The sequence below is a fragment of the Salinicoccus cyprini genome (genome assembly GCF_007713705.1).
GTDB classification, from domain to species: Bacteria; Bacillota; Bacilli; order Staphylococcales; family Salinicoccaceae; genus Salinicoccus; species Salinicoccus cyprini.
The window spans coordinates 89,142-108,893 of sequence record NZ_VMSJ01000006.1; the positions used below are offsets into that span (position 1 = coordinate 89,142).

General features: G+C 48.2%; 18 protein-coding genes and 1 riboswitch. Of the genes, 13 read left to right on the forward strand and 5 right to left on the reverse strand.

The genetic code is table 11. The features are described from left to right. Positions 1-15: 15 nt before the first annotated feature. The gene (locus tag FO441_RS12045) at positions 16-867 is read left to right on the forward strand and encodes a DegV family protein (RefSeq protein WP_145290595.1); all 852 of its coding nucleotides are present in this window, start codon (positions 16-18) and stop codon (positions 865-867) included. 17 nt (positions 868-884) lie between these two features. Here the strand turns inward: FO441_RS12045 and FO441_RS12050 are convergent, their stop codons facing one another. After that, a complete protein-coding gene (locus FO441_RS12050; protein WP_145290598.1) occupies positions 885-1,328 on the reverse strand; it encodes a MarR family winged helix-turn-helix transcriptional regulator in 444 nt (147 codons plus the stop codon). Between the two features lie 357 nt (positions 1,329-1,685). Between FO441_RS12050 and FO441_RS12055 the strand changes: the two genes are divergently transcribed. Next, positions 1,686-3,017 (forward strand): hemolysin family protein, encoded by a 1,332-nt coding sequence (locus FO441_RS12055; RefSeq protein ID WP_145290601.1) that lies wholly within the window; start codon positions 1,686-1,688, stop codon positions 3,015-3,017. 33 nt (positions 3,018-3,050) lie between these two features. Here the strand turns inward: FO441_RS12055 and FO441_RS12060 are convergent, their stop codons facing one another. Further along, entirely contained in the window at positions 3,051-5,930 is a 2,880-nt protein-coding gene (locus FO441_RS12060; protein ID WP_145290604.1) for a DEAD/DEAH box helicase, read from the reverse strand. A 135-nt stretch (positions 5,931-6,065) separates the two neighbouring features. Between FO441_RS12060 and FO441_RS12065 the strand changes: the two genes are divergently transcribed. Then, positions 6,066-6,368 (forward strand): hypothetical protein, encoded by a 303-nt coding sequence (locus FO441_RS12065; protein WP_145290606.1) that lies wholly within the window; start codon positions 6,066-6,068, stop codon positions 6,366-6,368. Between the two features lie 27 nt (positions 6,369-6,395). On the opposite strand, the gene FO441_RS12070 is transcribed toward FO441_RS12065, so the two are convergent. Both FO441_RS12070 and FO441_RS12075 read right to left on the reverse strand, forming a co-directional pair. Then, complete coding sequence (locus FO441_RS12070; RefSeq protein ID WP_145290609.1) at positions 6,396-6,656, reverse strand: GlsB/YeaQ/YmgE family stress response membrane protein; 261 nt, start codon at positions 6,654-6,656, stop codon at positions 6,396-6,398. A gap of 99 nt (positions 6,657-6,755) precedes the next feature. Next, on the reverse strand, positions 6,756-7,958 hold the full coding sequence (locus FO441_RS12075; RefSeq protein ID WP_145290612.1) for an MFS transporter: 1,203 nt from the start codon (positions 7,956-7,958) through the stop codon (positions 6,756-6,758). A gap of 397 nt (positions 7,959-8,355) precedes the next feature. Here FO441_RS12075 and FO441_RS12080 point away from each other — a divergent pair, with 397 nt between their 5' ends. The 4 genes from FO441_RS12080 to recQ all read left to right on the forward strand — a co-directional run bounded on the left by FO441_RS12080 (position 8,356) and on the right by recQ (position 11,733). Beyond that, complete coding sequence (locus FO441_RS12080; RefSeq protein WP_145290615.1) at positions 8,356-8,568, forward strand: hypothetical protein; 213 nt, start codon at positions 8,356-8,358, stop codon at positions 8,566-8,568. Positions 8,569-8,593: 25 nt separating this feature from the next. Next, the gene (locus FO441_RS12085; RefSeq protein ID WP_145290618.1) at positions 8,594-8,851 is read left to right on the forward strand and encodes a hypothetical protein; all 258 of its coding nucleotides are present in this window, start codon (positions 8,594-8,596) and stop codon (positions 8,849-8,851) included. Beyond that, entirely contained in the window at positions 8,848-9,789 is a 942-nt protein-coding gene (locus FO441_RS12090; protein ID WP_145290620.1) for a 5-oxoprolinase subunit C family protein, read from the forward strand. Before FO441_RS12085 ends, FO441_RS12090 begins: the two co-directional genes overlap by 4 nt. A 153-nt stretch (positions 9,790-9,942) precedes the next feature. Then, positions 9,943-11,733, forward strand: a complete 1,791-nt coding sequence (gene recQ / locus FO441_RS12095) for a DNA helicase RecQ (protein ID WP_145290623.1) — start codon at positions 9,943-9,945, stop codon at positions 11,731-11,733. A gap of 34 nt (positions 11,734-11,767) precedes the next feature. Here recQ and FO441_RS12100 read toward each other — a convergent pair whose 3' ends face one another. Beyond that, entirely contained in the window at positions 11,768-12,634 is an 867-nt protein-coding gene (locus FO441_RS12100) for a DMT family transporter (protein ID WP_145290626.1), read from the reverse strand. A gap of 373 nt (positions 12,635-13,007) precedes the next feature. Here FO441_RS12100 and nrdI point away from each other — a divergent pair, with 373 nt between their 5' ends. From nrdI to ribA, 6 genes are all read left to right on the forward strand, one after another. Then, a complete protein-coding gene (nrdI, locus tag FO441_RS12105) occupies positions 13,008-13,415 on the forward strand; it encodes a class Ib ribonucleoside-diphosphate reductase assembly flavoprotein NrdI (protein WP_145290629.1) in 408 nt (135 codons plus the stop codon). Continuing rightward, on the forward strand, positions 13,378-15,483 hold the full coding sequence (gene nrdE, locus FO441_RS12110) for a class 1b ribonucleoside-diphosphate reductase subunit alpha (protein WP_145290633.1): 2,106 nt from the start codon (positions 13,378-13,380) through the stop codon (positions 15,481-15,483). The genes nrdI and nrdE overlap by 38 nt, the downstream gene beginning before the upstream one ends. A gap of 30 nt (positions 15,484-15,513) precedes the next feature. Next, a complete protein-coding gene (gene nrdF / locus FO441_RS12115; protein ID WP_145290636.1) occupies positions 15,514-16,488 on the forward strand; it encodes a class 1b ribonucleoside-diphosphate reductase subunit beta in 975 nt (324 codons plus the stop codon). Positions 16,489-16,611: 123 nt separating this feature from the next. Then, a riboswitch (FMN riboswitch) is annotated at positions 16,612-16,754 on the forward strand. 149 nt (positions 16,755-16,903) lie between these two features. Further along, on the forward strand, positions 16,904-17,938 hold the full coding sequence (gene ribD, locus FO441_RS12120) for a bifunctional diaminohydroxyphosphoribosylaminopyrimidine deaminase/5-amino-6-(5-phosphoribosylamino)uracil reductase RibD (protein WP_237605497.1): 1,035 nt from the start codon (positions 16,904-16,906) through the stop codon (positions 17,936-17,938). A 5-nt stretch (positions 17,939-17,943) separates the two neighbouring features. Next, positions 17,944-18,585 carry a riboflavin synthase gene (locus FO441_RS12125; protein ID WP_145290639.1) on the forward strand — a complete coding sequence of 214 codons (642 nt, stop codon included), beginning with the start codon at positions 17,944-17,946 and terminating at the stop codon, positions 18,583-18,585. Continuing rightward, entirely contained in the window at positions 18,578-19,750 is a 1,173-nt protein-coding gene (gene ribA / locus FO441_RS12130) for a GTP cyclohydrolase II (protein ID WP_145290642.1), read from the forward strand. Before FO441_RS12125 ends, ribA begins: the two co-directional genes overlap by 8 nt. The last annotated feature ends 2 nt before the right edge of the window (positions 19,751-19,752 follow it).

A 19,752-nucleotide genomic window follows, 5' to 3' on the forward strand; every position in this document is an offset into this window, starting at 1 on the left:
GAAAGAGGAATTTATATGAAGAAGATTGCAGTAGTGACGGATTCTGCGTCCGGTGTGGATAAAGACTATATGGAAACGCATGATGTCCGGGTGCTTCCGATGTCGGTCATCATCGATGGCGTTGCCTACAGGGATGGCATTGATGCAACGACCGAAGAAATATACAGTATGCTGAAAGAAAGCGGGGAAGGAGCAAAGACTTCCCAGCCGACGATCGGAGAATTCATGGAAGTATATGAAGCGCTTGAAGCGGATGACAATTATGAAGCCATCATCGCAATCCATGCCTCGAGCGAACTGACAGGAACCTATCAGAGTTCCCTCAGTGCTTCTGAAGACATGACCAAGCCCGTATATGTCATCGATTCAAGAATCGGAAGCTATCCGATGAAGCAGATGGTGGAGCATGCAGTGGAAGCAAGAAATTCCGACAGGAGCACGGAAGAAGTGGTACAGGATATCAGAGCGATGCGGGAACGCGCCCAGTTGTACCTGCTGCCGCAAAGCTTCAATCAGATGAGGAAGAGTGGCCGTATTTCAGCATCGCAGTCGATGCTGGCCTCTGTCCTCAACATTCACCTGAAACTCAAGTTCGATGATGGTAAGGTGGTCATCGGAGAAAAGCTGCGTACGAAGAAAAAAATATTCAACGCTTTACTTGACCGGCTCGAGAAGCACGTCAAGGAAGACGCGGTAAAGACGCTTGCCATCGTACATGCCGGCAATAAAGACCTTACGGAAGAATGGAAGGCGAGGATCAAAGAGAGAATGCCTCAGGTGAATCTGGTGATAGAACCGCTGGTGACAGTGGCCGGCGTGCATACTGGACATGGAACAGTCGGATTCGGCTTTACGAAGGACCAATAGAAAAATGCGTTTCGGATTCAGTTCCGAAACGCATTTTTTGTAAGCATTGCATCGATGTGCTGTATATGTTCAAGAAGCGCCTTCTCATCTTCAGGATCGATATCGATCGCTTCGCTGAATGAGTCGAAAGCCTTCTCAAGTTTTTCTTCCAATCCTTTGCCTCTCTCCGTTGCCTCTATATAAACAAGACGCTGATCCTCCGCATCTCTTTGGCGGCGCACCAGGTCGAGCTTTTCCATCCGTCTGATCAAAGGCGAAATTGTTCCCGTATCCAGTCTCAGCATCTCGGCCAAAGTCTTGATGTTCACCTGTTTCTTATCTTGCAGAATATTAAGTACCAGGAACTGGGGATAGGTGATGTTCATCTCGTTTAGAATGGATTTGTTATAGAAACGGTTGATTTGTCTTTGGAGGTTATATAGGTTGAAGCAGAGGCGCTCGTCCAAAGTGGACCTGGTCATGAAAAACGCCCTCCATTCTGTATTGTCATGCAGAGTGATATGACCATTATAATACTATATTATATGCAAATTCAATATAAATATATGTATGTCCGAAATATGAAGGACAAATGACAAAAGGCTTCATATTATAATGATTCGTCTGATAAAAGTGGCATAAGTAAAAAATACTGTGATAGAATGGCTATAACTATTATCTTCCGGGAGGTGGCTGCAATTGGGAAGGCGAATTTGAAAATATACGTGCCGCATGAGATGTTGAGCACGAATGAAGACACTCTGTTTCAGGAAGCATTCGACGCAAAGATTGTAGTCAATCATTACCGGAGGTGAATCCCTTCTGGACAAGGGAACTAATTGGACATAACCACAATATGGAACTTGATTTTATTTGTAATTCTTATAGTACTGACAATGCTCTTTGTCGGGTCGGAATTTGCGCTCGTGAAAGCAAGGCATTCCCGTATCGAACAGCTTATTGAAGAAGGAAACAGGAAAGCGCGCCGGGTGCGCAGCATGACAAATGAGCTCGACTATTATCTGTCTGCGTGCCAGCTCGGTATCACCGTAACAGCGCTTGGACTTGGTTGGATCGGTGAATCGACCTTTGAAGTCCTGCTGCACCCTCTCTTTGATTTTCTGGGTATACCTGATCAGATGACGACCGTACTGACGATTGCTGCAGCATTCATCATCGTCACTTTCATCCACGTCGTCATTGGCGAGCTGGCACCAAAGACAGTCGCAATCCAGTATTCCGAAAAACTGGCGCTGCTGCTTTCAGGACCATTGTATTTCTTCGGAGTCATCATGAAACCATTGATCTGGATAATGAATGGATCAGCAAGGATGCTTGTCAGGCTCATCGGCCTGAAAGAAGCTCCGGTAGAGCAGGGGCACTCTGAAGATGAACTTAAGATTATAATGACACAAAGTTATCAAAGTGGAGAAATCAACCAGACAGAGCTGGCTTATATGCAGAATATCTTTTCCTTTGATGAAAGACTGGCGAAAGATATCATGGTGCCGAGGACGCAGATGATTACACTTACGGATCCCGTGCATATTGATGATGTGCTCGAGAATGTCAAAGAACATAACTATACCCGCTATCCTGTCACCGATGAAAGTGGAGATAAGGACCAGATCATCGGATTCCTGAACGTCAGGGAGTTTCTGACCAACCACGTATCCGACGAAGAGGTCACGCCGGAGGATCATATCCACGAAATACCGATGATCACAGAAGTTTCACGCATCAGTGATGCACTGATCAAAATGCAGCAGGAACGTGTGCATATTGCACTGATCATCGACGAGTACGGTGGGACAGCAGGGATGATCACAATGGAGGATATCCTTGAAGAGATCGTCGGTGAAATCAGGGATGAGTTCGATGAAGACGAAGAGCCCGATATCGTCAAGGTGGAGGATGACATCTACCACATAAACGGTCGCGTACTGCTGGATGATCTGGAAGAGAAATTCGGTATCACATTCAGCGATAGTGACGATATCGATACGATCGGCGGCTGGCTTCAGAGCAACGATACCGATATTGGAAAAGACGACTATTTCAATACAGAAGAAGACAAGTGGATCGTCCTTGATATGGACAACCATCTGGTCAAGCAGGTCGCCCTGCTCAAAGGATACAACCGCTCGAAAAATAACGAAGAAGAAGAATAAGAATAGGAGCGGCCCCCTGGGAGGGGTCCGCTCCTATTTTTGCATGCTGGATTCCAGATACTTGTATATTTCATAATCCACTGGTCTTTCCATGACCATATTCATCATGACGACCGGTTTTCCAAAACCGTCATTCATTTTCGTTTCGTGAAGTGAATCATAATCGATCCGGCCCTGTCCAAGATAGTAGAAGTCGGTGCCTTCATCATCATTCTTCTTTACGAAGATATGGATCGGTGCCCCTTTACTGTGTGCGTCGAGGATGGTCCTGATCTCTTTGGACTGCAGTGTCCGATTGCTCCTTGTAGCCCATCTGAGTGTACTCTGATCAAGAAACTGATCCTCATACTGTATGGTTTCCTCAATCGTTTCATCTTTATGGTAGGTGATGAAGATCGGACAGGTGCCATGCTTGTATTTATATCCATACATCGTGGATGATTCATCCTTGTCCCATTCAAGCAGCCGGCAGGCGTCTTTTCTCGAATACTTCTGATTGATTGTGAGGGGGGTCGTCTGATTGTACTGAGCACTGCTTTCCATGGAAAGTTCCAGCAGCTGAACAATATGGTCATATACGAGTGGATCTTCAAGTGCATCAGACAATGCACGCGTCGGATGGATGGTATCTTCCACGATTTCGACAAGCGGTTCCCCGTACTTCTTAAGGTCCTGCTGTGTATGGAACTGATGAGTGAGCATTCTGAGTACCGATCGCATTGTGTCGTCCGTCATGTGATAGCCCTGTCTGTGCATCTCGAGCTGGAAGTCCTGCAGGCCTACCGGTGCCTTGATGACTGCCTTCAGCAGATGGGTTTCAATGATGCGTTTGCCTTCGGCGATTTCTCCAGAGAGAAAAGCGAGAATCTGTCGGCTGTTGTGTGTAATGTTCAGATCCGTCTCCTTGATTTTCATGAGAAACTCGAGGTAGTAGCTGTACTTATGCAGTATGACAAATGGATCGATGACATCGACATCCTTATAATAGTCGAGAAGTGTCGGCATGCGACCAAGTTTATTTTTCAAATATATATGCATTTCCTTGAGGAAACTCTGTCTGTTGACGGGTGTAGTATTGATCGACTGGTATATTTTCTCCTTGGCGACTGCTTCAAAATTGATTGTGGACACGCCGCTGACTGTATTGCGGTTGATCAGCGATTTTCTGAGCCTATCCTTGTTGTATGATTTATCTCCTGTCAGAGCGATGGGAATCATGTAGTTGTTCTTATAATTTCCAATAAAATCGATGACCGTCAAATATTCTTTGTCATCGTATTTTCTGAGGCCACGGCCGAGCTGCTGTATAAAGACGATGCTGGACTTCGTCTGGCGCAGCATGACCACCTGATTGATTGCCGGTATATCGACACCTTCATTGAATATGTCCACTGTAATGATATAGTCGAGTCCGCCGTTTTCAAACTGCCGCACTGCCTGCTGCCGTTCGGCCTGGGTGTGAAGACCCGTCAGTGCCTTTGTACTATAACCGCGGGCGTTCAGTGCTTCACTGAGTTCGTGTGCTTCCTGCCGATTCGAGACGAACATCAATCCATGCAGCACTTCTCCGGAATGGCCGTAATATTCGATCTTTTCCAGCAGGTGATCGATCCGCTCACTGCTTGTCAGCCGGCCGAGTGCTGTCGTATCATCGATTATTTGGCCGTCCTTCTCATAGTCGGTCACACCAAAGTAATGGAAAGGTGCGAGAATCTCTTCTTCCAGTGCCTGCTGCAGGCGGATTTCGTAGGCAATGTTGTAGTCGAACAGGCTGAATATTTCAGCGTCGTCCGTCCGCTCCGGAGTGGCAGTCATGCCGAGCAGAAATGATGGATTGAAGTGATCGAGTATCTTCGCATATGTATCGGCACCGGAACGATGGGCTTCATCGACGATGATGTAATCGAAATCGTCGGGGTTAAAGCGCCTCAGATTGCCCTCTCGTGAGAGGGTCTGGACAGTAGCGAACAGATATTTCGCATCGGCCGCCTTCTGATTGCCGCTGAAGATGCCGAAATCGGACGGTGATCCTTCCAGCAGATTAGAAAAGTCATTTCTCGACTTGTCGAGTATCTGTTCGCGGTGGGCCAGGAAAAGCATGCGCCGAGGCCTGAACTGCTGTACATCGAATGCAGCGAGATAGGTCTTGCCGGTCCCTGTTGCTGAAATTACGAGCCCTTTGTTCTTGCCGGTCCGTCGCAGCTGGTCAAGTGCGTTCAATGCTTCGTACTGCATTGCATTCGGTTTTATGACAGGACCTTCTGCGCCTCTATACCGGTACTTGGAACGATCCTCGATGACCTCGAGCACCGTCCTCTGCATCGGTTCCTCGACATATGACTGCGCATAGGCATCGACCCACGCGTCATCCACAGGTACAGAATCGTTCCATAATGCTTCGAACTGGTTGTTGAAATGCTGGATGACCGCACCATTCTCCAGGCTGGTCAGTTTGAGGTTGTATTCATAATTCTTCTTCAGTGCTGCATCGGTGAGGTTGGAGCTTCCGATGAACATGGAAGTGTAGTGCCTGTTCCTGAAGACATACCCTTTCGCATGGAAACCTTCCTTGCCGGTAACCCTGACATCGATGTTCGGAATGCCGAGAAGCGCCTTGAAAACTTTCGGCTTGTTGAAGTTCAGATAGGTGGAAGTGATGATGCGTCCCTTTACTTTCCTTTTGGCAAGTTCATGCAGTGTCGTCTTCAAAGTCGCCAGTCCGCCTTCTGTTATGAAGGCGACGGAGATGGAAAATGAATCGCACACTTCCATTTCATCGAGCATGGAAGAGAGGACATTCTCCTCCCTGGAATTGATGATCATGCGCGGAGGATGATGCGCGACCTTATCTATATTCTGATCTACAAAACCATGTTCATATGCATTCAGCAGATTCTCTTTATTTATTCCCATATATTTGCACCTCTTCAGGTCCATTATATTGAAGTGTGCCTCACTTTCCTAGATCCCGCCTTGATTTTTCTAAATTATTCAAAAAAGGAATCCAATTATGCTAAACTGTATGTAATAAAAGAGGGTGGTGTCCACATGGGTGTTTTTGAATTTTTGATTGCAACTGTCCCGGTAGTGCTTTTCTTTTCTGTTCCGCTCTATGCCATCAATCTCCGCCATAAGCAGAAGTCGCAAAAGCTGGATATAATGAAAATACAGGAAGAGAAGGAATTGGAGCAGCTCAGACAGGAAAACTTCATTATCGAGAATAAGCAGATGCAGCTGGAGCTCGATCGGATGAAGGAGGAACGGGAAAGACAGCGTCTTGAGGACGGCAGGGACTCGCGCTGGCTGATCCAGGATACTGAAGACAGGATGGCAGACAAAAAACCCTCGTAACTTCAAGTTACGAGGGTTTCAGTTCAATTATGCTCTTCTGCCGCCACCGAGTGCCTTCATGATGAATGAAACAATCAGTATCAGAATGATTGCGCCGATCAGGCCACCGATGATGCTTACGCCGCCGACTTCAGGACCGAAGCTCAGTCCGAGTGCATTTGCAATTGCAGCACCGACAAGTCCAGCAATAATGTTTCCGATAATACCGAATGGTACGTCTTTACCTAGAATAAGTCCGGCGAGCCAACCAATGATGCCGCCTACGATTAATGTAATAATCCAACCCATGGATAATTCCTCCTTGTGTGTTCGTTTGTCTGTTTTAGTAAGTTAATAAAACGTCGTTCTAGTAGAATGAATACCCATGGATTTGGAGTGTTAAACAACTTATGGCATTTTTGTCATCTGGGATTGTTCCTTTTTGTATCTCTGCATGATGAAGAGGAAGAGGATGAGTGCGATTGTCACACTGACTGCGCTGGTGAAGTAGATGGTGCTGTAGCCGAATGCTTCGGCAACGAAACCATAGCTGATGGCTCCGAGGCCGACACCGAGATCGAAAGCGGAAAAGAATGTGGCATTGGCCATGCCGCGCCTGTTGTTTTCAACACGGTTGACGGCCCACGCCTGAAGCGCGGGCTGGACACAGCCGAATCCGAAGCCATAGAGTGCTGCTGCAATGAACAGGTATGCCGGGCTCGGCAGGAACCCGAGCATGAGCATGGCGGCGATGATGGACAGGGAACCCGGAACGAATACGATGGCGATGCCTTTTTTGTCATACAGTCTTCCGGCAAGCAGGCGTGACAGCATCAGGAATGCCGCGTAAATGACGAAGTAGAACTGGATATAGGTGGAGTCGAATCCCTGCTGGTACGTGTAGACGGGCAGGAATGTCGCAATGCCGCCGAATGTGACAGTGATGAAGAAGAGCAGGGAAGCAGCCGGCAATGCGCGCATCTCGACAATGTCGAACCGTGGTACGTAGGTGCTCTTGTTTCTGACAGGCGCTTCCGTATCCGGCTTCTGGTAATTGATATTGGCGGCCAGTATGAGTGCGACGGCACCGAGTATGCCGCATAGTGAGAAAAGCATGGTGAATGAAATGTGATTCACGAGAAACAGTCCGAGTGCGGGTCCGAAAGCGAGTGCGATATTGGCGCTCAGGCCGTAGTAGCCGAGCCCCTCACCGCGCCGTTTCTTCGGTACGAGGTCGGTTGCAATCGTACCTGAAGAGGTGCTGGAAAGTCCCCAACCGACCCCTTGCATGACTCTGACCATCAGCAGCATGAATATGGTGAAACTTGCAGCAAGCGAAAACATGGAGATGACGAAGATGACCAGACCTGTCAGGAATATCGGTGCCCGGCCCTTCGTGTCGAGCAGTTTGCCTGCGCTCGGTCTGATGAGCAGGGCAGAGAATGTGAAGATGCCGACGACGATTCCGATCCAGCGGTCGCTTGCTCCGATCTCCTGTACAAAGAGCGGCAGTGTGGGCAGAGTCATCTGGAAGGCGGTGAATATGAAGAAGTTGACAATGACGATAAGAATAAAGTCCTTGGTCCATATTTTCTGATTTTGATCCGACATGTAATTTCAACCTTCTTACTATTTTTGTTTTTGTACTCGATAAATTTATTTCGATTTCCGAAAAAGTGATCATAATCATTCTACAGTACTGAAATATTTTTTTCATCCGCCATATAGCGTATATTCTGATTTTCTTTAATAAATTGCAATGTGGTAATATGGTGGAATGTGGATATAGGCGGGATGGGGCAGCCGGCCTGCATCATCAGTTGCAGTACCATCGGTGATTTCCCGGTCATTTTATATTATAATGGATACCAGCAAGCGGCCGGGTCTGATACCGGACGCATTCCATGAGATCATTTTCCTTATGCAGCAAGGGAATGATGCATGAGATCAAATGATCAGCAGCCTGAAGAACAGGCTGGGATAGATCTGAATATTTCGAGGTGAATGCATGCTAACTCTTTTTTTAATAATACTGCTGGTCGCGATTGTCATGTTCACGCACTTTGTAGTGAGCTATCTCATCGAGAATGATGTCAAGATTGTCGGTGTGCTCTTCGCTTTTGTCGGTGTCATCGCCGCCATTGTCATCGTCCAGTTCATCATCAGCGGCATTACCGACTTTGCCGCACAGGAACTGTCCATTTTCTACAATGAGAATTAGGAGAAATTTTTAGGAGGAACAAGTCATGATTTTTGCCAATGGAGACTGCCATATCACGTATCAGCAGCAGGAGCCGCTCAGTCCTGCAAGGCGTGAGGATCTGGAACAGTCTTTTAAAGATAGCAGCCATGTCTATCTGCTGGATATGGTCGCAACCGGAAACACACTCACCTTCTACTACTCCCCCATCAGGGTGATGGAGGAACACAACACCATTGAACCTGGTGATGTCGTCATAGAGGAAGTCAGAGAATTTCTCACAGGAATGGAGTTTTCAATATGAGTCTAATCATTCAGGAAAGCGGCCTGCTGACAATTCTGCAGACGCTCGATCGCGAGGATTCAGCCAAAGGCAATGAATACAATGGTGCATGCGACCGCCTGGCGCACCAGCTGGCCAACCAGCTTGTCGGCAACGATCCTGATCAGCCGACCATTGAAATGACAGTGCGTCCCGGGGTCATCAAATTTACGGAACCGACCATCGCGGCATTCTCCGGCGCGGAATTCAAGGCGAAGTCCGGAAACCGCAGCATCTATGTGAATAGAATCTACCTGTTCGACCGTGGAGACGAGCTTGTCTTCAGCGAATCCACGAGAGGGAACAGAGTCTATCTGGCCGTTGCAGGCGGCATCAAGGTCGAAGGGTCGAACATACTTGCATCAGGTGATGAAGTTGTCATGTGCAGAAACTATACTGCACAGCATGATGAGCTGTTCAACATGCTGAAGCAGCAGCATGAAGTGAGCTGGGGCGTGGGTACATATGCCCTCGTTGAAGTCTATCTGTCGGATACGTACCATCTGGTCAAACGTCCCGACATACCGGATGCCGTCTACGCAGCAATTGAAGCCGAGGAATATACGGTAAGAAATGAAAAATACCGGGTGGCCCTGTATCTCGAAGGTGACGAGATCGAAACATCGGACACTGGGATTGAACATCCCGGGATCAAAGGTGGCGTCTACATTGCAGACGGGCAGCCTATACTTGCACTGAACGACTTCAATGCGTATACGACTGCACCTCAAGTCGGCACTATCCCGTCCTATCATATGCATAAGCTTGTCCAGAAGCGTCCAGGTTCGAAGGTCCGCTTCAAATGCGTCGAGGCGGATGATGCACACGCCAATCTGTATGCGCATCATCTATGGAAGAAGAGTCTGTTCAAGGCCATCGACTATAAACTGTCGAAGGAACTGATCAAGGAGAAAATGTAATACTTTCTGTTCCGGGGCCTGCCCCGGAATTTTTATTTTTTCATCTTAAAAATTTAGTGTCTGCAACAAATCTGCAGGAAAATACGGTATAATGATATATCAGAAATAGAGGAATGATAGTGACGACTAGTGAACGGTGGGATTGGTTTCGATATGGAAAAAATTCTAAAACAGTATTTCGGATTTGAAAATTTCAGACCTAAGCAGAAGGAAATTATAGAATCGGTTTTAAAAGGCCATAATACGCTCGGTGTCCTGCCGACAGGATCAGGCAAGTCGCTCTGTTTCCAGGTGCCCGGGCTGAAACTGGAGGGTCTGACGCTGGTGATCTCCCCATTGATTTCCCTGATGCGGGATCAGGTGGGCACGTTGAACGCGCAGAATATCCCTGCCGCCTATTTGAATTCGACATTGAAGAAGAAGGAAATCGACACTGTCATGGCAAACCTGGAAGCAGGGCAGTACCAGTTCCTGTATGTGGCACCGGAGCGCTTCAACAATGATGATTTCAATGAGCTGATCAAGCGGCTTGATGTGTCACTGATTGCATTTGATGAAGCGCACTGCATTTCAAAATGGGGCCATGACTTCAGACCGAGCTATCAGAATATCATTCCCGTACTGAAAAGACTCGTACCGGATGCTGTTACAGTCGGATTGACGGCAACAGCGACTGAAGAGGTCCAGAAGAACATCCAGGAGCTTCTGATGATCGAGCAGCCGCATGTATTCACAACGAGTGTGGCACGGGAGAATCTGCACCTGAGTGTCGATCCCACCTATCAGCGTGAACAGTTCATAGAGTCGTATATCAGAAGCCACCCTGGATCACCGGGTATCGTCTATGCGGCAACACGTGCCGAGGTGGAGAAGATATCGCTTCATCTTGAAGAACACGGTATCCGGAATGTCATCTACCATGGCGGTCTCGGCAAAGAGGAGAGGAACCTCAATCAGAGGCTCTTCACTACAGGGGAAGTGGGCATCGCTGTTGCGACCAATGCTTTCGGAATGGGGATAGACAAGCCGGATATCCGCTTCATCATCCACCATAACCTGCCTGGTGACCTGGAGAGCTACTACCAGGAGATCGGACGTGCCGGCCGGGATGGGAAAGTGAGTGAATGCATCCTGCTGTCGAGTCCGCGGGATGTCAATCTGCACCAGTTCTTCATCGACCGTTCAAATTCCACAGAGCAGTACAAGGATCATATGCGTGCCAAGCTCGATCGCATGATCCAGTACAATCGTACAACCAAATGTCTGAGCAGTTTCATTACAAAATATTTTGATGCAGATGAGTATGTGGTCGAATGCCGGGAGTGTTCGAACTGCCTGAGTGAAAGCCGTACCTACGACATGACGATAGAGGCGAAGCTCGTACTGGATCTGGTGGCACAGAGCGAGATGCCTGTGACCAAGGAGCAGGCGATCCAGATACTCCGCGGGGAAGCGGCTGAAAATGTGCTGGCTTTCCAGCTCGATACACTGGGTGCGTTCGGCACCATGGAGAACTATCTGACGAGCGAAATCAACCATATCATCGAAGAGCTCATCTACAGGGGCTATGTGCATCTGAAGGCGGACCAGCTCCATATTGTGGAGAGGAGTCGGGAAGTACTGGGGGATGAAGCGACACTATATACAGTACCTTTCAGAAAGTACTTCAACGAGAAGGTCGACATCAGCACGGCCAGTTCGCCGAATGAGATACTGTATGAAAAGCTTGCGGATACAAGATGCCGGCTGGCCAGGAAGCATGGTATCCAGGAAGAGAATATCTTCACCGATAATATACTCAGGGAATTCGCCAAGAAAGTGCCCGAGACGAAACAGGATATGGTCCATATACAAGGTGTCGGCAACTATAAGCTCAAGCACTACTGCCCATACTTCCTCGAGACCATCACTGAATACAAGAAGCAGATGGCGGGGACAGAATAGAATAAGCCGGCCCATGGCCGGCTTATATTGGTGCTTATGGGGTGCTATCGTGCTTTCGGGGCCTGTTCCTCATGAACATGTAGAAGCCTGCCGAGAAGATGATGACATAACCGAGAATGGACAGCATATCCGGAATTTCGTTGAAGAAGACGATGCTGAAGATTGCCGAATACAGTATTGTGGAATAGAAGAATATGGAGATCTCCTTCGCTGGTGCATAGCTGTATGCAATGGTCAGGCCGAACTGTCCGAATGCCGCAAACAGTCCCGCCAGGACAAGCAGCCAGAACTGTGTCATGGTCATCGGCTCGAACTGCCAGATGAAGAATGGCAGAAGCACCACTGATGAGAAGAAGGAGAAATAGAATACCACTGTATAGAACTTCTCGCGGCTGCCGAGCACTCTTAGGACAGTGTAGGCCCCTGCAGCAAACAGTGCACCCAGCACGCCCACGAGAGCGTAGAGCGTGTCGCTCGAGAATGATGGCTTGATGATGAATATGGCACCGATGAAAGCGATGATGATTGCAATCATCTGGTACTTCCTTATGTACTCCTTCAGAAAGATGGCACAGAGGATGATGGTGAAGAAAGGGCTCAGCTTGTTGAGGATGTCCGCGTCACTCAGCACCATCCTGTCGATGGCGAAGAAATTGAGCAGGACACCCGCAACGCCGAATGCAGAACGCAGCATCAGAAGTCCCTGATTCTCTTTGCGACCAAAAAGCTTGGCTCTGTAGTACAATGCAAAAGAGAGGGAGACGAGCATTGCGACAAAGTTTCTGAAGAATGCCTTCTGGACCGTCGGCAGATCGCCGCTGTACTTTACAAGCAGTGCCATCAGGCTGAAGCCGAGGGAAGATATGAGAAGCGCGATGATGCCTTTTAAAGTATTATTCATGTGAAGGACTCTCCAGATTCATAATTAATTTCCAATTTATATTTTATTTCAGAGTTATATCGGGACATAATTTTAAAGAAAAAAATCAAAACAATTTTTGATACAGTATAACATACATATGGTGCGGATTCGGGTATATTTAAGTGACATTATTCCCAATGAAATGTCTATTTATGCCATTGATAATTATGGATGGTTATGGCATCATTGAACAAGTAAATCATATATGTTGTGTGTAAATTTTTCATAAGGCACAACATATTGTGTTTAATTCCCTGGGCAAAGGTGTAAAGAAAATAAGGTGGACTATATGATTGTCGGACGCAGGTTCGATTATTTTATTTTGCCAGAGTAAGGATAAAGGGGGGATGGCATGCTGATCGCATTCTATTCCATGACAGGAAATGTCAGGCGTTTTATCACGAATTCCGGAGTGGCCGAACAACATGATACTTATGAAATCCGGGCCGGGAACTGCCGGGAGCGCATAGAGGAGCCGTTCATACTTGTCACAGGCACCTATGGTTTTGGTGGTGTACCGGATGAGGTGAAGTCATTCCTCGAGGTGAATCACGGATCCATGCTTGCGGTCGCCTCAAGCGGCAACCGGAACTGGGGACAGAATTTTGCACGTGCAGGGGAACATATCAGCAACGACTATGGAGTACCATTGCTGATGAAGTTTGAGCTCCATGGGAATCAAAAAGACAGAGAAGAATTCATTGAAAAGGCAGGGGCTGTACATGAAAGTATTGGACGAGAAAAAATACAATCATATTGAATTGAACAACGAAGTGACGAAGCGCGATGATACGGGTTTCTATCAGTTGCATAAAGACCAGGAGGCGCTCGAAGTATTCATGGAAGAGGTCCGGGACAAGACCATCCATTTCGACACTGAACTTGAACGTCTTCATTACCTGGTGGATAACGACTTCTACTACAATCTGTTTGAGGAATATTCCGAAGCGGATGTCATGGAAATTTCGGACTATGCCGAAAGCATCCCTTTCCAGTTCAAAAGCTATATGGCTGCGAGCAAGTTCTTCAAAGACTACACATTGAAGACCAATGACAAGAAACAGTATCTTGAAGACTACAAGCAGCATGTCGTCATTGTCAGTCTCTATCTTGCGAGAGGGAACAAGGCGCAGGCGAAGCGTTTCGTCATCTCCATGATCGAACAGCGTTATCAGCCGGCAACACCGACATTCCTCAATGCAGGACGCGCAAGACGCGGGGAGATGGTTTCATGTTTCCTGCTCGAAGTGGATGATAGTCTGAACTCCATCAACTACATCGACTCTACAGCGAAGCAGCTCTCCAAAATCGGGGGTGGCGTCGCCATCAACCTGTCCAAACTCCGTGCACGTGGGGAAGCGATCAAAGGCATCGAAGGCGTTGCCAAAGGTGTACTCCCGGTAGCAAAAGCACTTGAAGGCGGATTCGGTTATGCCGATCAGCTGGGTCAGAGGCCTGGCGCTGGTGCAGTCTATCTGAACATCTTCCACTACGACCTGCCTGAGTTCCTGGATACGAAGAAAGTGAACGCAGATGAGGATCTTCGTCTTGCGACCATTTCGACCGGACTTGTTGTCCCGTCCAAATTCTTCGATCTGGCAAAAAACAATGATCCTTTCTATCTTTTTGCGCCACATACGGTTGAACGTGAGTATGGCCAGCCGCTCGATGATATGAATCTGGATGAGATGTACGATGAACTGGTAGCGAATGATAAAGTCAAAAAGCGCAGAATGGATGCGCGTGAGATGCTGAACACGATTGCCCAGACACAGCTGCAATCTGGATATCCATATATCATGTTCAAGGACAATGCCAATAAGGTCCACCCACTGAAGGATATCGGACAGATCAAGATCAGCAACCTGTGTACTGAAATTTTCCAACTTCAGGAAACATCCACAATCAACGACTATGGTACGGATGATGTCATCCGTCGTGACATCTCCTGCAATCTTGGTTCACTGAATATCGCCAATGTCATGGACTCCGGAAAAGTACGCGAATCCGTACATGATGGCATCGAGGCCCTGACTGTTGTCAGTGACTCCACAGCGATTGCCAACGCACCAGGTGTCAAAAAGGCGAACGATGAGCTGCATTCCGTCGGTCTCGGTGCAATGAACCTCCACGGCTACCTTGCCAAGAACAAGATCAGCTATGAATCCGAAGAGGCGAGAGACTTTGCCAACGTATTCTTCATGCTGCTCAATTTCTACTCTCTTGAGAAATCGATGATGATTGCCAAAGAGCGTGGCAGAACGTTCCAGGATTTCGATCGCTCCGACTATGCAACAGGCAAATATTTCGAACGCTACATCAATGAAGCGGTGGAACCGAAATCCGACAAGGTCGCAGCACTGTTTGCCGACATCCACGTGCCGACGCGCCAGGACTGGAAAGCCCTCTCTGAAGAGGTCATGGAATATGGGCTGTTCCACGCATATCGTCTGGCGATTGCACCGACGCAGAGCATCTCCTACGTACAGAATGCAACAAGCTCCGTCATGCCGATTGTGGACTCCATCGAGCGCAGAACATACGGAAACTCGGAAACGTTCTATCCGATGCCGTTCCTGTCTCCGGAGACAATGTGGTTCTATAAGAGTGCATTCAATACCGATCAGATGAAGATCATCGACATGATCGCAACAATACAGCAGCATATAGACCAGGGCATCAGCACCATTCTTTATGTGAATTCCGACATCTCTACAAGAGAACTCGCTAAACTATATATATACGCTCACCACAAAGGGCTGAAATCCCTCTACTATACAAGGAACAAACTGCTCAGCGTCGAAGAATGCACAAGCTGTTCCGTATAATCAATCGAGCGAAGACAAAGGAGTCATGACATGATTGCAGTAAACTGGAATAAAGAGGACGATATGACGAACGTCTTTTGGCGTCAGAACATCTCACAGATGTGGGTGGAATCAGAATTCAAGGTTTCAAAAGACCTTGGTTCATGGTCCAGCCTGACAGAAGACGAGAAGGAAACATTCAAGAAAGTATTGGCAGGACTGACCGGGCTCGACACCCATCAGGCGGATGACGGCATGCCACTCATCATGCTCCATACAAAGGACCTGCGCAAGAAGGCGGTCTATTCCTTCATGGGCATGATGGAGCAGATCCATGCGAAATCCTATTCTCACATCTTCTCGACACTCCTGTCATCCAGGGAGACCAACGAACTTCTAGATGAATGGGTCATTGAAAATGAACACCTCAAATATAAATCCGATAAGATTGTACAGTACTATCATAAACTGTTCGGCAGAGAGGCCTCCGTCTATGATCAGTATATGGCACGTGTTGCCAGCGTATTTCTCGAGTCTTTCCTATTCTATTCCGGATTCTATTATCCGCTTTATCTTGCCGGTCAGGGCAGGATGACGACAAGTGGTGAGGTCATCAGAAAGATTCTTCTCGATGAATCCATCCACGGTGTATTCACGGGTCTCGATGCACAGTCACTGAGAGCAGAACTGTCTGCTGAAGAGCAGGCACGTGCCGACATGGAGATGTATGAACTCATGAAGGCGCTCTATGCCAATGAGGAATCCTATACGAAGTCCCTGTATGACAACCTCGGTCTGACGGAAGACGTACTCAACTATGTCCAGTACAATGCTAACAAAGCATTGGCAAACCTTGGCTTCGATCCCTACTTCGAAGAAAAGTCATTCAACCCGATCATCGAGAATGCACTGGATACGACAACGAAGAACCACGACTTCTTCAGTGTCAAAGGTGATGGCTATGTCATTGCACTCAATGTCGAGCCGATTCAGGATGAAGACTTCATCTTTGATGAAGTAAAATAGAAGCATTACTCTCCAGGTCCATTTTAGGCCTGGTTTTTTTATGGGTGTGCAGATCCAGGCAATTGTCTTGACAATTCATATGAATGGAATATGATTGAGGTAGAGTTTTTCAACTGAATACAATCATTCTTTCGGGGCAGGGTGGAATTCCCAACCGGCGGTAGGCCTTATGGCGAGCCCGCGACCTGCATCATTCTTTGATGGTGTGGCTGATCCAGTCAAAATTCTGGAGCCGACAGTGAGAGTCTGGATGGGAGAAAGAATTGCAGAACATACGATATGGATAGGTCTGTCCGATTTATCCACAACAGTAGGTTTTATTCAGCATTGCCTGACAATGCTTATTTCTGCATATATTTTTAAGCGCCGATGGATAACAATTCATCGGCGTTTTTTATATTCAGGAGGGAAAAACTTGAATCGATATATGAATATGGCGTTCGAAATGGCCCGCATGACCGTGGGCCAGACAGGAAAGAATCCTGCAGTCGGCGCCGTTATAGTCAAAGCAGGAAAAGTGATCGGAATGGGCGCGCATCTCGGCTACGGCAAGCCGCATGCAGAGCGGCAGGCACTCGCAAGCTGCAACGAAAGTCCGCAAGGTGCGGATATCTATGTCACTTTGGAGCCATGCTCCCATTATGGCAAGACACCGCCATGCACAGAAGCGATCATCGAAGCAGGAATCAGCAGAGTCTTCTATGCGTCAAAGGATCTCAATCCGAAAGTGAGCGGCCACAAGGTACTGCTGGATGCAGGTGTGCAAGTTGCGCACACACCGGATACAGCCATCGACCGGTTCTACGCACCTTTCTTCAGACATCTCGAGTCGGGCCGGCCGAATGTAACATTGAAGTGCGCCGTCAGCCTGGATGGCAAGCTTGCACTGGATGATGGCACAAGCACATGGATCACCGGTGAGGCGGCACGCACTGACGTCCACTATGAGCGGCATCTGCACGATGCCATTCTGGTCGGCGGCGGCACCCTCATGCATGATGATCCGAAACTGACAGCGAGAATTGAAGGTGGCGGAGATTCACCGGTGCCCGTCATACTGCTCGGGCGCGAAAAGCTTTCTGACGGACAGAAGATTCTCGATCATCCGAAACGGCCGATCATCTACACGGCGAATGAAGCAAATTTGAAATATGATGAAACCTGCGATGTCAGGGTCGGGGAATGGACACTCGATGCCATACTCGCCGACCTCTATGCCGAAGGCATCTCCTCTCTATTTGTAGAAGGTGGCGCCACGGTGCTGACATCGTTCATAAAGCAGCAGTTGTACGACCGGATATTGTTATACGTTGCCCCGAAAATATTCGGTGAATCGAGGCATGCACTATACAAGGAACAGATCTCCTCCATGGAGGAAATTGTCCAGCTTGAATTGATTGATGTTGAAAAGCTCGGGTCGGATCTTAAATTAACTTATGGAAAGGCTTGAGCACCATGTTTACAGGTATTATTGAGCAGATAGGAAAAGTGAAGGAAGTACAGGATACAGGAGAACATACGATATTCGAAATCACTACAGGTGCATTTGATGACCTGAAACTCGGAGACTCGGTCAGCGTAAACGGTACGTGTCTGACGGTGACCAGACTCACGGATGATGCATTTACAGTGGAGATGGTCAACGAGACGAAGCGGGTGACGAGCCTTGATCAGGTCGTCACCGGCATGTCCGTCAACCTGGAGCGTGCTCTGACGCTGAATACGCGTCTTGGTGGACATATCGTATCAGGCCATGTGGACGGCACAGGGGAGATTGTAGAAGTGCATAACGACGGCAGTGCAGTTGTCATGCATATTGCGTGCTCCCGGTCGCTTATGAAGTATATGGTACACAAAGGGTCGGTGACGATCGACGGCATCAGCCTGACATTGTTCGACATAAGTGTGGAGAATTCGGAGATCATCCTCAACCTGATTCCAGAGACGCAGGAGCGGACGACGCTCGCAGGCAAAACGGTTCATGACCGGGTCAATATCGAAGCGGATATGCTGATCAAGCACGTGGATCACCTGCTCGGCTTCTCCGGTTCAATGAAAGGCAATTCAATTGCGGAAATGGGTGAGCGGCATGTTTGATACGATCGAATCTGCTGTAGAAGATCTGAAGCAGGGCAAACTGATCATTGTAGTCGACGATGAGAACCGCGAAAATGAAGGTGACCTGGTCGGTATTGCAGAATACATCAGTGCCAGGGAAGTGAATTTCATGGCCACCCATGGACGGGGGCTGATCTGTACGCCGGTAACAGCTGAAATCGCGGAAAGGGCTGGACTCAACCAGATGGTGAACAACAACAGTGATCCGCATGGTACCGCCTTTACGACGTCCATCGACCACGTCTCGACCACAACCGGAATCAGTGCCCACGAGCGCCATGCGACAATGCAGGCACTGACTGCGAAGGACATCGGCCCCGAAGACTTCAACGCACCGGGCCATGTATTCCCGCTGCTGTCCAGAAAGGGCGGCGTCATCGAGCGCATGGGCCATACTGAGGCGGCGACAGATCTGGCACGCCTTGCCGGCGCCGCACCGGTCGGTGTAATATGCGAAATCATGAATGACGACGGGACGATGGCCCGACTCGATGATCTGGTGGATTATAAGCAGGTGCACGGTCTTAAGATGATTACGATAGAAGACCTCAAGGATCATATGAAAAAGCATTCCGGCGTCACGCTCGAGAGCACCATCCAGCTTCCGACGGACTATGGCAGATTCAAAATGTATGGATTTGTCGACAATGATACCGGCAAGGAGCATCTTGCGCTCGTGCATGGTGAACTGAAACAGAATGCCATAGTCAGAATCCACTCCGAGTGCCTGACCGGTGATGTATTCCATAGCCAGCGCTGCGACTGCGGCGAGCAGCTCGATCGGGCGATGCATATCATCAATGAACAGGGTGGTGTCATCCTATATATGCGGCAGGAGGGCCGGGGCATCGGTCTGATGAACAAGCTCAAGGCGTATGAACTGATCGAGCAGGGATATGACACTGTGAGCGCGAATGAACACCTCGGTTTCGATGCCGACCTCAGAAAATATGATGTAGCAGCAGAAATGCTGCACCAGCTCGGGCTCAGTGAAGTGACACTTCTGAGCAACAACCCGAGAAAGATCAAAGGTCTGGAAGAGGAAGGCATCAAGGTGAACCGCCAGAGCCATATCATCAAGGCCAACGTCAGCAACAAGGATTATTTGAAAACGAAAAAAGACAAACTCGGACATATGCTCTAGGA